Source organism: Jeotgalibacillus campisalis (assembly GCF_000829515.1).
Taxonomy (GTDB): domain Bacteria; phylum Bacillota; class Bacilli; order Bacillales; family Jeotgalibacillaceae; genus Jeotgalibacillus; species Jeotgalibacillus campisalis.
In genome coordinates this window covers 133,925-146,475 of the sequence record NZ_JXRR01000014.1, presented here as the reverse complement: position 1 = coordinate 146,475, position 12,551 = coordinate 133,925, and the positions used below count along the sequence as shown (strand labels likewise).

The 12,551-nt window shown below is 40.5% G+C and carries 12 protein-coding genes; 3 read left to right on the top strand and 9 right to left on the bottom strand.

Annotated elements, in window-relative coordinates:
• Positions 1-19: 19 nt before the first annotated feature.
• Entirely contained in the window at positions 20-1,072 is a 1,053-nt protein-coding gene (locus tag KR50_RS07860) for a M42 family metallopeptidase (RefSeq protein WP_041057081.1), read from the bottom strand.
• 216 nt (positions 1,073-1,288) lie between these two features.
• On the opposite strand from KR50_RS07860, the gene KR50_RS07855 reads away from it, so the two are divergent.
• Complete coding sequence (locus KR50_RS07855; RefSeq protein WP_041057079.1) at positions 1,289-1,720, top strand: OsmC family protein; 432 nt, start codon at positions 1,289-1,291, stop codon at positions 1,718-1,720.
• 112 nt (positions 1,721-1,832) lie between these two features.
• On the top strand, positions 1,833-3,275 hold the full coding sequence (gene aldA, locus KR50_RS07850) for an aldehyde dehydrogenase (RefSeq protein ID WP_041057076.1): 1,443 nt from the start codon (positions 1,833-1,835) through the stop codon (positions 3,273-3,275).
• Between the two features lie 96 nt (positions 3,276-3,371).
• Here aldA and KR50_RS18245 read toward each other — a convergent pair whose 3' ends face one another.
• The gene (locus KR50_RS18245) at positions 3,372-3,548 is read right to left on the bottom strand and encodes a CsbD family protein (protein WP_084215527.1); all 177 of its coding nucleotides are present in this window, start codon (positions 3,546-3,548) and stop codon (positions 3,372-3,374) included.
• Between the two features lie 482 nt (positions 3,549-4,030).
• Between KR50_RS18245 and KR50_RS07845 the strand changes: the two genes are divergently transcribed.
• A complete protein-coding gene (locus KR50_RS07845) occupies positions 4,031-5,287 on the top strand; it encodes a YeeE/YedE family protein (RefSeq protein WP_041057074.1) in 1,257 nt (418 codons plus the stop codon).
• Between the two features lie 41 nt (positions 5,288-5,328).
• On the opposite strand, the gene KR50_RS18640 is transcribed toward KR50_RS07845, so the two are convergent.
• The 7 genes from KR50_RS18640 to KR50_RS07815 all read right to left on the bottom strand — a co-directional run bounded on the left by KR50_RS18640 (position 5,329) and on the right by KR50_RS07815 (position 12,533).
• Positions 5,329-5,499 carry a hypothetical protein gene (locus tag KR50_RS18640; RefSeq protein ID WP_198134238.1) on the bottom strand — a complete coding sequence of 57 codons (171 nt, stop codon included), beginning with the start codon at positions 5,497-5,499 and terminating at the stop codon, positions 5,329-5,331.
• A 246-nt stretch (positions 5,500-5,745) separates the two neighbouring features.
• Positions 5,746-6,897 (bottom strand): homogentisate 1,2-dioxygenase, encoded by a 1,152-nt coding sequence (locus KR50_RS07840; RefSeq protein WP_041057071.1) that lies wholly within the window; start codon positions 6,895-6,897, stop codon positions 5,746-5,748.
• Positions 6,898-6,907: 10 nt separating this feature from the next.
• Positions 6,908-7,828: a fumarylacetoacetate hydrolase family protein gene (locus KR50_RS07835; RefSeq protein WP_041057068.1), complete on the bottom strand. Its 921-nt coding sequence runs from the start codon at positions 7,826-7,828 to the stop codon at positions 6,908-6,910.
• The gene (locus KR50_RS07830; RefSeq protein WP_041057064.1) at positions 7,829-8,455 is read right to left on the bottom strand and encodes a flavin reductase family protein; all 627 of its coding nucleotides are present in this window, start codon (positions 8,453-8,455) and stop codon (positions 7,829-7,831) included. It abuts the gene before it with no gap.
• Positions 8,456-8,730: 275 nt separating this feature from the next.
• Positions 8,731-9,846, bottom strand: coding sequence for a 4-hydroxyphenylpyruvate dioxygenase (hppD, locus tag KR50_RS07825; RefSeq protein WP_041057061.1), 1,116 nt, complete (start codon positions 9,844-9,846; stop codon positions 8,731-8,733).
• Between the two features lie 69 nt (positions 9,847-9,915).
• Complete coding sequence (locus KR50_RS07820) at positions 9,916-11,322, bottom strand: dihydrolipoyl dehydrogenase family protein (protein WP_041057058.1); 1,407 nt, start codon at positions 11,320-11,322, stop codon at positions 9,916-9,918.
• Positions 11,322-12,533: a dihydrolipoamide acetyltransferase family protein gene (locus KR50_RS07815; protein ID WP_041058134.1), complete on the bottom strand. Its 1,212-nt coding sequence runs from the start codon at positions 12,531-12,533 to the stop codon at positions 11,322-11,324. Before KR50_RS07815 ends, KR50_RS07820 begins: the two co-directional genes overlap by 1 nt.
• Positions 12,534-12,551 lie beyond the last annotated feature (18 nt).

The window sequence follows — 12,551 nt, the reverse complement described above, 5'->3', positions numbered from 1 at the left end:
AAAACACTGATAATGTTTTTTATTCATCAGGCATTGACGCGGTGATGTAACGGTAAATAAGTGCTTCTGTGTGATAAATTGATTTAACATGTGTTCTTTCATTCGCATGAGAAGCATCAATTCCTGCCCCTATCAGCGCGTGCTTGACATCATGGCCGGCTTTCATTGCGGCAGATGCGTCAGATCCATAATAAGGATAAATATCTACCTTATAAGCAATATCATGTTCTTTTGCCAGTTCAATCAGCTGTTTTCTCAAACCGTAATGGTAAGGTCCGGAGCTGTCTTTGGCACAAATTGAAACTGTGTATTCATCTGAAGCCTGCCCATCACCTAAAGCTCCCATATCCACCGCAATATATTCTGTTGTTTCCTTTGGAATATTTGAATTTCCGCCATAGCCGATTTCTTCATTATTGGCAATAATAAAGTGGGTGGTATAAGGAAGCTCTTCTCTGTCGGAGCTAATTCGATCCAGTACACTCATCAGCATGCCAACGCTTGCTTTGTCATCAAGATGTCTTGATTTTATAAAACCGCTCTCAGTGACCTCGACTCTGGGATCGAATGATACAAAATCCCCCACTTCAATGCCCAGCGCCTTTGTATCTTGCGCGTTATGTACAACCTCATCGAGCCGGACTTCAATATTTTGTTCATCTCTCGCAGCAGAACCTGCATCCTTATAGACATGAACTGATGCCTGATGCATCAAAATCGTACCAGCTATTTCTTTGCCTTCAGATGTTTCTACCTTGCAGTACTCTCCTTCGGCTGCATTCCATCTAAAACCGCCGATCATGGAAAGCTTTAATCTGCCATCACTTTTTATTTCTTTCACCATTGCCCCTAATGTATCTACATGAGCAGTCAAAACACGATGCTTAGACTTGTTTTTCCCCTCCATTGTTACAATCAAACTGCCTTTATTATTTATTGCGGAAGGAATATTTTTTTCTTTCAGCCATTTCTGTACAAATTGTATGACCCGGTCTGTATTGCCAGAGGGGCTCGGAATTTGAACAAGCTGTTCAATAATATCAATTGTTTTTTTCGTATCAAGTACTTCCATTGAATAAACGCTCCTTTGTAACACACTGTCGTTTTATTTATCTCATTATACAGTGTACTATAAAATTCTCGATTTGGATGGATTGGAAAAACAATTACATAATTTAATATCTTACCACATGAACCTGTTGAAAAATCCCAAACTTTAGACAAAGACTATTAAACGTTTTAAGATAGCATAAAGAAACCCATCCTCAATAATGAAAGGACGATCAATTTGACGCTTCATACATTTATTTTAAACGCAAAATGGCCAGGCGGCAGAAACAGTGTAGGAACGATTGAAACTAAAAATCTGCAGACAAACATATCTATTCCTGAAGACATGGACGGCCCCGGAGTCGGTACAAACCCCGATGAAATGCTTTTGGGCGCTGCTTCAACCTGTTACATAATTACTCTTGCAGCGATGCTCGAACGTGCAAATGTTGATGTTGAGGAATTGTCGCTGCAATCTGAAGGTCAGGTGGAAGTATTAAATGGGGTTTTCACTTATAAAACGATTACTCATCGTCCATACATTAAGATGAAAAATCCAGAAGACCTAAAGAAAGTTGAGAGACTTGCATTTAAAGCTGATGAAAGCTGTATGATTTCAAGAGCGGTTCAAGGAAACATATCACTAAAGGTCATACCAACAATTCTTTAATTCAGAAAACGTATTGCCTTTTATTCATCGGGGGCGAATGGGCTTGTTGATGTTTTACTTTTCTATGTTGTGGAAGACAAGAAGTATTCAGTACTTTAGAGGAGGATTAATCATGAATGAACATAAATTGTTTATAAATGGATCGTATACAGACTCTATGTCTAATGAATGGATTGATATTATCAACCCTGCAACAGAAGAGGTTATATCAAGAACACCGAAAGCCACTGAAGAAGATGTCAATAAAGCCGTTAATGCTGCTTTCGAAGCTCAAAAAGAATGGGAAAAGGTTCCTTCTAATGAGCGTGGAAAGATTGTTCGAAAGCTGGGTGACGGAATAAAGGAAAATCGAGAAACCTTTATCAAACTGCTTATTGAAGAACAAGGCAAGCCTCAGGATCAGGCAGCTGATGAGGTCGATACTGCAATTGAATACTTCTACTACATGTCCGAATGGGGCCGACGAATTACAGGTGAAGTTTTACCAAGTGATCGCCCTAATGAAAATATACTGATGTATAGAAAGCCAATTGGTGTTGTAGCGGGTATTGTACCCTGGAACTTCCCGGTGTTTATTTTAGCCAGAAAAGTCGCTACAGCGCTTATAGCCGGATGCTCCATTGTGCTGAAACCAAGTCAGCAAACGCCTAATACGGCAGTTGAATTTACAAAACTGATTGAGAAAACAGATGGTCTTCCTAAAGGAGTCTATAATTTAATTACAGGTACGGGCTCCACTATAGGAAATGCATTGGCTTCTCACCCTAAAGTATCAATTATCACGATGACTGGAAGCGTTGGTGCCGGTACAAAAGTGATGCAGGCAGCTGCAGAAAACATTACTAAAGTAAATCTTGAACTTGGCGGAAAAGCGCCGGCAATTGTTACTGAAAATGCAGATTTGGATCTTGCTGTGAAACATATCATGACGTCCCGTTTAACCAACTCAGGACAGGCCTGTACAAATGCAGAAAGAGTGTATGTTCAGGAAAAGGTAGCTGAATCCTTTATATCAAAATTAAAAGAAGCAATGCAGCAAGCTAAAGCGGGGAATCCCAATGAAGAAAACAAGCTTGACCTTGGGCCTTTGGTAAGTCAGGACCGCGTGGACGAAGTTCATTCAATGGTACAACAGGCCGAAAAAGAAGGTGCAACGATCTTGGTTGGCGGTAAGCCAATTGACCGGAAAGGTTATTTTTATGAACCGACTTTAATTACAGATGCTAAACACGATATGACGATTATTAAAGAAGAGATTTTTGGTCCCGTTCTGCCTATCGTAACTTATCAAACGCTCGATGAAGCAATCGAAATGAGCAATGATACAGAATACGGCCTTTCATCATCCGTTTACTCAGAAGATTATCATGAAGTCATGAGAGTCGTGAACGGCTTAAAATTCGGTGAAACGTTTGTAAACCGTGAAAACTTTGAGGCTCTGCAGGGCTATCATGCAGGAGTTAGAAAGTCCGGTCTCGGAGGAGCAGACGGCAAGCATGGTTTGGAAGACTTTTTAGTTACACATGCTGTATATATGCAATATAAGCAAGAATAATGACTAAAACCCCCGCTTAAATCCCTTAAGCGGGGGTTTTACTCTTATAAATGAAAAAAGCTTGGTGCAAAATGTTACGATGCACCAAGCTTCTCTTTATTTGTCTTTTAAATTTCCAATGCCGCGCTGAATATCGCCTTGTGTTTTATCTTTCTTGCCATCACGCTGCATGCTGCGATCGTTTTTCGCATTGCCTACCTGATCTTTCGCTTCTCCGGCAGCTTTGCTGACTGCACCTTTAACTTTGTCTGATAGTCCTTTTTTATCACTCATGTTAAATTCCTCCTCCTATATAATTACTCTTTTTCTGTTTACCCAATTCTATCTATATGAAACGGGCAAGGCAATTAAAAAATGAGAGAAATGGATAGTGAGAAAGCTCTTTACAAATTTAAAAAAGTATTTAAAATCCGTTTATTTTTATGTGAAAAAGGTAAAGAGTACTATATAACTAAGGAGGATGATTGACATGTTTGAAGAAAATATAAAGTATAATCGTACAGATATTTTAACAGGCCTTGCTGGGACAGGAATCTTAACTTCTATATTATTGCTTGTTACAAGCCTATGAACAATAAAATGAATAAGCTAAGAGGCCATACATAAAAAAGACAGTTCTCTTCCATTAATTGGATGGGCTGTCTTTTTTTTTGACTACATTTGCTTTAAGCAGGTTAAGTGTCTTCTAATAGACAAGTAATATAGAGTGTGGTAAATTTAAAACCGATTAAATCAATAGGAAATGAGGGACATCTATGACGCAGCATAGTTCAGAGGCACCTGATCTTTTGAGGAAAAATTCTACTACAATTGTTTCATCACTTCCTCCCCTTCAAAAGCCTTTGGCCGTTCTGGGGATAGCAGCAGCAATTACATTGTTTTTGATTATTACCTTAACAACGAATGGGATTCAAGGGATCTTATTTTTAATTGGAATGGCGTTAGGCCTGACTTTACTATACGCAAGATTTGGCTTCACCTCTGTTTTCAGACGATTGGCAGCAGTTGGCAACGTTCAGGGGCTGCAAGCACATATGGTGATGCTCGCCGTAGCTTCCACGTTATTTGCCATTATATTAAGCACAGGATTTAGTTTTACAGGGAATACACCTGCAGGATATGTTTCACCAGTTGGAATCAGTGTGATTTTTGGTGCCTTTCTATTCGGTATTGGTATGCAGCTGGGCAGCGGCTGTGCTTCAGGTACATTGTATACAGTTGGAGGCGGACAGTCCTCTATGATGTTAACCCTGATTGCCTTTATCGCCGGATCTGTTATTGGCGCTTACCATCTCCCTTTCTGGACTGAGGAAACGTGGGCCTTGCCTCCGATATCTCTGGCAGAATCAACTTCACTCGGTTTTTTTGGAGCCTGGGCAGTACAAATGATTTTATTCGCACTTATTTACTTTCTTTTATCACAGTTTGCTAAACGCAGAAATCCACCGCCAATGAAACCACTGCCAACGACAACAGGTTGGAAAAAAGTTTTTAGAGGATCATGGCCGCTTTTAACTGCAGCCATTGTTCTGGCGCTGCTTAATGCGTTAACGTTAACTGTGCGCGGAAATCCATGGGGAATTACTTCTGCTTTTGCGCTTTGGGGATCAAAAGCACTTGAACATGTCGGAGTTGATGTTTCTACTTGGGGATACTGGCAAGGTGCAAACGCAGTTCAATTATCCCAGTCAATTTTGGCAGACTCTACGAGCGTAATGAACTTTGGCATTATTTTAGGTGCATTTATCGCGGCTGCTGCGACAGGCACTTTCAATCCTAAAAAGATCAAACCAGGGATTGCAGCCGGGTCTATTATCGGTGGGCTTTTGATGGGTTATGGGGCCAGACTTGCTTTTGGCTGCAACATCGGAGCTTATTTTGGAGGGATTGCATCATTCAGTCTTCATGGCTGGGTATGGGCAGTGATGGCACTTCTTGGAACTGCGCTCGCCCTATTCATACGGCCGCTGTTTGGTTTAAAAAATCCCAAACCGAAAGATTCTATGTGCTAAGACAAAAAAACTGCAGTCCACAAAGGGCTGCAGTTTTTGAATTATTGTATTTTTCGAAGCTCTTCTTCAAAGTAAAAAGTAGCTGAATCTTCCTGGATTATATAAGAATACCTTTTCATGTTCGCCACGTAAGACCACTGCTTTATTGTAACCACTTTTTCATTCAGCAGGACTTGTTCTCCGTCCATGAATTTGTTTTTGTAAGTTTTCATCGTTCATCCTCCAATTTTTAATAAGATTTGCCGGGCAATTGAACGATTAGGCTGACCATTAATAATCGTGATGAGCCGTTCTGTCTAATTAGGCAGGATGAGATTCATTGAAATCTCTTACCCTCTTTTAATTAATTATAGCACATTTTCTCAACATTTTTTGTGTTCTTTTCTATTCGCCTTAAATAAAAGTCTATAGACCTATCCTTTTCACAAAAAAAATAGAGCTTTTCAGCTCCATCTCGTTTACTCTATCCAAGTGTACATATAGTTTGTATCTTCTAATTTTTTCGCTTGTTTCACGACCTTTAATGGCTTGAATGTATCAATCATTACAGCTAACTCCATCGTTTCTTTTTTTCCAATGCTTGCTTCCGTTTTGCCTGGATGAGGCCCATGAGGAATACCGCTGGGATGAAGAGTAACTGAGCCTTCTTCAATCCCTTTTCTGCTCATAAAATTTCCTTCAACATAATAGAGCAATTCATCGCTATTTACATTGCTATGATAATAAGGAGCAGGTATGGCCTCCGGATGGTAGTCATAAAGTCTGGGCACAAAAGAGCATACCACGAAGTTATGTCCTTCAAATGTCTGATGAACTGGGGGCGGCTGATGAACCCTTCCAGTAATAGGTTCGAAATCTTTTACATTAAACACCCATGGATACAAATAGCCATCCCACCCGACTACATCCAGTGGATGATGGTTTAATAGATGCTTATGCAAATACCCTCTTGACTTCGTCATGACTTCATAGTGCCCTTTTTTTTCAAATGTCAGCAGCTCTTCAGGCCCCCGTATGTCTCTTTCACAAAACGGACTATGCTCGAGTAATTGACCGTATTCATTTCGATATCTTTTAGGCGTTGTAAGCTGGCTGAATGATTCAATCAGCAAGAATTTCGACTCTTCCTTCTCAGTTGGCAGGATCCGATAAATCGTTCCAATAGGGATCATAATATAATCCCCTTTTCGATAGGAGATTGTTCCAAATATTGTCTCAACTTTTCCTGAACCATAATGGACAAACAGCATTTCATCTCCATCACCGTTTCTGTAATAAGACTCCATCGCTTGAGCTGTCTGTATGATGCCAATCAGCAGATCATCATTCCCCAATAGATAGTCTCTTGTAAGTGCATCTCCTTTTTGTTTAAGCTTAGAAGTCAAAAAATGACGATGTTTTAACTCCTCCGTTTCTTCAAATTCAGGGAGATAAGATCTCATCAATTCAGATTTCACGACTTCCGTAGGCATAAAATGATGATAAAGAATAGACTGTGTGCCGGAGAATCCTTTCGTTCCCATCACCTGCTCTCGAAAAAGCGAACCATCTTCTTTTTTGAATTGTGTATGACGTTTATGCGGGATTTTTCCTAATTGGCGATAAAACATATGATCCCCCTTATCCTGTTCCAATTTTATTAGTCAATGTTCCAAGTTTTTCAATGGAAAAAGATACTTCATCGCCGCAAGCAAGCCAGGGATGTACCTCTTCCCCGAGCTCGAGCAGACAGCCCGTACCAACCGTTCCTGATCCAATAATTTCTCCTGGATATAGCGTTACACCTGCAGATGCCCGTTCAATCATTTTTCCAAAGGAATAATACAAATCACCTGTATTACCGTATGATAGTCTTTTCCCATTTACAAAAGCCTCCATCTTCAATTTGAGTTGACCTATTTCTGCAGACTGGAGCTCATCTTTCGTGACGATATAAGGACCTATTGACGCAGCAAAGTCTTTACCTTTTGCAGGACCTAGCCCAACTTTCATTTCTTTTCGCTGAAGATCTCTGGCACTCCAGTCATTAAGGATACAGAAACCGAAAATATATTCTTCTGCTTGATCTGCTAAGATATTTGATCCCATTTTCCCCATCACACACGCAATTTCAAGCTCATAGTCTCTCTCCATGCTCTCAGCGGGAAAGACAATTACTTCATTCGGGCCTTTGATCGCTAAATGATTCGAGAAATAAAATACAGGAAACTCATACCACTCAGGAATCATGTCAAGTCCTCTTCTGGCACGGGAGTTTTTCACATGCTGTTCAAAAGAATAAAAATCTCTTACACTCAAAGGATTCGGCAGCGGTGCCAGGAGTATCACCTTTTCTAATGGATAAACGCCCGCGTCTTCAATCGAAACATCTCTCCACCTTTTCACCGCTTCCATATACTGTTCCTGATTTTGAAGAAACTCCAACATCGTCGACGGAAGAGTTCCTTGAGATCGTTCATTCATATCTACTGCGTAGTTTTCTTTATGAAGCCAACCTGCTTTTACAAGGCCATTCGGGAGGCGAAAACTTATAAATTTCACTTAATCACCTCTTTCGATCTTTTCGCGAATTAATTCAAACGTATCAGTCATTGGTTTTGTATAAAGCTGACCTGCTAATCTGCCAATTGGCTCGAGAAGCTGAGCATTTATCCTTCCCTCGTTCAGCAGTGAATCATCTATATGAATCGTTTTTACTTCCCCAATCACAAGACTCCCTGCCCCCGGATGGTCCCCGAAGTGAAGAATTTGGTTGACGGTGCATTCCATATGAATAAGACTTTCTTTTACTCGTGGAGGATGAACAGATTTACTTGACACTTTTGTCAGACCTGCTTTTTCAAATTCATCTTCATCCGGTAAGTAATTTATTGCGCATTGATTCATTTTTTTTGCAAAACCTTCGCTGACGATATTTATGACAAACTCTCCTGTTTCTTCAATGTTGATGAGTGTGTCCTTTTTTGTTCCGTCCTCCCCGCTTCGCATAGGAGAAAAACAGACCATCATGGGGTCGGCGGAAATTGCCGTAAAAAAACTAAATGGTGCAAGGTTTGCAATTCCTTTAGAGTCGATGGTAGAAACAAACGCGATCGGGCGTGGCAGGATGGAGCCAATCATTAATTTGTATGCATCCTTCCACTGCATTTCATCCGGCAGAAAATCCATCCGGTTTTCCTCCTTTCTTTTAAAGGGAAATAAAAAGACTGAGCCTGGGACATATATGTCTCAAGCTCTTTGACCGGTTCACTTCGTTTCAGGTAGACGCTACTCGCTGGGAACGGCGCTCTGAGCCCTCATCAGGCCTTGCTTTGCGGTGTCTAAAGCTTCGTTATATTCTGCTGGAGTCGCCGCCTTCCGCTCCGCTAAACTCATACTAGTGATAGATACTGCTTTTTTTTAAGATTCTTTTCAGTTATGTTTCATTCTGAATGCTTATTTACTTACAAATTTCCTCTTCTTTCTTGTTCACGTTCAATGGATTCAAATAAAGCTTTAAAGTTTCCTTCACCGAATCCTCTTGCCCCTTTTCGCTGAATAACTTCGATGAAGACAGTCGGCCGGTCGACAATTGGCTTAGTAAAAATCTGAAGAAGATAGCCTTCATCATCACCATCCACTAATATATTTAACTCCTTTAATTTTTCAATTTCTTCATCGATGTCTTTGACTCGTTCACTTAATGTTTCATAATACGATGAAGGTGTATTGAGAAATTCCACTCCATTTTGTTTCAGTATGGCAACAGTGGTGACAATATCTTCAGTTAAAATAGCCAGATGCTGCACCCCTGGTCCATTGAAAAATTCAAGGTATTCCTGAATTTGCGATTTTCGTTTTCCCTCTGCCGGTTCATTTATAGGAAATTTAATTCGTCCGCCGTTGTGCATCACCTTTGACATGAGTGATGAGTACTCTGTGCTTATGTCTGCATCTGTGAAGTGACGCATTTCTTTAAATCCCATTACTTTTTCATAATATGAAGTCCATTCCTGCATACGTTCTACGTTTCCGACAACATGGTCTACTGCTACAATCCCTGCGTCTTTAACTGGAACTGAAGATTCATAAGGTTCAAATCCAGGTAAGAAAATTCCTTTATAGCCGGTCCGTTCAACCATCGTATGAATCGTATCGCCGTATGTCCCGATAATTGCTTTTTTTACGATCCCATACTGGTCTTCAACTTCAAAAGGCTTTTTAATTTCAATGGCTCCTCTTGATACAGCTTCTTTGTATGCGCTTTCAACATTATCCATTGTTAACGCAATATCCCGTACGCCGTCTCCGTGTTTTTTTACAAAGGCCGCAACATCAGAAGAGTCGGTTAAGGAGCCGGTTATCACAAGACGCACCTTGTTTTGCTGCAAAACGTAGGATACTGTTTCACGGTTGCCAGTTTCTAAACCGGAATAGGCCACCATTTTAAATCCGAATGCCGTACAAAAAAAGTGCGCAGACTGCTTGGCATTTCCAGTATAGATCTCCAGATAGTCGACCTCTTTAACCGGGAAAAAATCATTAACCTGCTGATCCATTGAGATTGATTCTTTTTTCATTAAAATTCCCTCCATATGTTTAGTTTAAAAATAATAGATTAATTTTCTGCAACAGCTATTCGTTCACTTTCATTTTCGTGGTGCAAGATGGATTGCTTTGTCAGCCAATGCCTCAATTGCTTCCAATAACCCTTCATTGACGCTGGGATGAGAATAGAATCCAAACGTTAAATCTTCCGTCCGGCCTGCCATTTCAAGTGCAAGAACACTTGAAGTTGAGAGTTCCACTGCTCCTTCTCCGATCATATGGATCCCTAGCAGCAGATCTGATCCTTCTTCTTTAAGTACGGTTACGAAACCCTCTTTACGTCCTGTGACAGCAGAAATCCCGAGAGCTGACATTGGAAACGTTGCAGTTTTGATATTTTCATACGTTTTTTCTGCCTCCGCCTGCGTTAAACCCACACTTGATATTGGGGGATTGGTATGTACGATAACCGGCATAAACGTGTCATCATATTCACTACTCACACCTGCAATCCCCTCAGCCGCAACTTTACCTTGCTTCACCGCTTTTACAGCGAGCGGAGGTCCTTCTGTTATATCTCCCACTGCATAAATTCCATTAATGGACGTTTGACAGGCATGGTCAACGACGATATGACCGTTATATTCTGTTTTCATTCCTAATCGGTCTACACCAAGAGCAGAACTATTCGGTTTGCGAAGTGCTGCCTTTACCATGTGTGAGGCTGTTAAGGTGGATGTTTCTCCGCTTTCGTCTTCCATCACAATTTCAATTTTCTTGTTCGCATGAACCTCTTTTACTTTTTGATCAAAATAAATACTTATTTTTCTTTTTTTAAAAATTCGTTTTACCTCTTTATTAATTGAAACGTCAAAGGGAAAGTCACCCTTTAGCCATATTAGACTGACTTTTGATCCAAGCTGCTGAAAGGTAGAGGCCGTTTCTAATGCAAGATAATCATCTCCAATAACTGCAAGATGTTCCGGTATTTCCTGAATGGCAAAAATGGATTCATAATCGAGCAAACGCTGATCCGAATTTTCTCTTGAACTTACTTTTGTACAGCCAGCTGCAATAATAGCCGATGTGTACCGATAAATGGTAAAGTTGTGACCGTGTTCAACACCGATCCTGTCACTCGATAAAAAATAAGCAGATCCCTTAATCAGCTCGATCTTATTTTCTTTGATTAGTTTACCGATGCCTTTTTGAAGCTGCTCTATAATTTTCTGCTTCGTCTTTTGCAAAACAGTTAAATCAAACTTCGCTTCATTGACCTCGATTCCTAATCTTGAAAGGGACTGAAGTGAATCTCTTTTTTTTCCTGCTTCAGCAAATAATTTAGAAGGGATACAGCCTGTCGACAGGCATATGCCTCCAATGCTTTCTTTTTCAATCAGCGTTACTTTCTTCCCCAACTGTGCTGCCCTTATAGCTGCCTGGTATCCTCCGGGACCTCCCCCAATAACCACTACATCTCTTTCTTCTGCAATTTCACCTACAACCATTACAGCTCCACCATCATGGATAGAGGCTGCTCGATCAGCTCCGCAAAATGGTTTGTAAATGCAATAGCACTTCCTCCATCGATAATCCGATGATCGTATGTCATTGAGATATTCATCATGGAACGAATGACGATTTCATCATTTTCATTGACCATCGGCCTTTTCTTAATTTTGTGAAACGCCATCAGTGCCGATTCCGGAGCATTGAGAATGGGGGTTGCTCCTGTACTTCCTCCAAGCGGTCCTGCATTGCTGATTGTAAATGTACTTCCTTTTAATTCAGCCATTGAAAGTGTGCGGTTTTCAGCTTTTTGATGAAGGTCCTTCATTTCTGTTTGCAGCGTGCGGAATGATTTTTCTGGTACATTTTTTAAAACAGGAACAAGTAAACCATCTGATGTATTCACAGCTAGTCCCATATGAATCTGGTTATGAAGAAGGATCTGCCCGTTTTGTTCATCAAGTGAGGAATTAAAAACCGGGAATTCCTTCAAACAAATACTTAATGCCTTAATAAAAAAGATCGTTGCGGATATAGATTGTCCTTCCCTCTTTACCTGATCTTTTAGCTGCAGGATTTCGGTTACATCAATTTCTTCAAAATGAGTGCAATGGGGTACGGTGAAAAGGGTTTGAGCTACTTTTTTTCCGATTTGTTTTCGTATTCCGGTGTAAGGAAGTGTATTCTTAAGTTTTTGTGTATTCTCTTCAATCGGTTGCGAAGCCTGATTGATTTCACTTTTCTCATTTTCTATGACTGAATAAACGTCTGCATCCGTTATTCTTCCTGCAGGGCCCGAGCCCTTGATTGTTTGAATTAGGATCTGGTGATCACGCGCTATTTTCCTTGTATAGGGTGAAGCCAGAATACGCTTTTGATCCGTATTTTTTTTGTGTGTTTCAACTCTATTTTCTTCACTTGGATTTACAGAAGCCTGATCCATCGAACGAGTATTCAGCTGCTTTTGATTAGTAGAATGAGGTGAATCTAGAAGCATAATGGTTGTTCCCACCGGTATAGTCGATCCCGGTTCAATGATCAGTTCTTTTACAATCCCAGATGCAGGTGAAGGAATTTCTGCTGTCATTTTATCTGTTTGAACTTCCACTAAAGGGTCATCTGCATTGACTTTGTCACCTGGTTTTACAAAATAGTGATTTAGTTCAGCCTGCGTCATTCCTTCCCCGATATCATGAAGCTTGATTTCCACCAAGCTATCTCCCCCTTT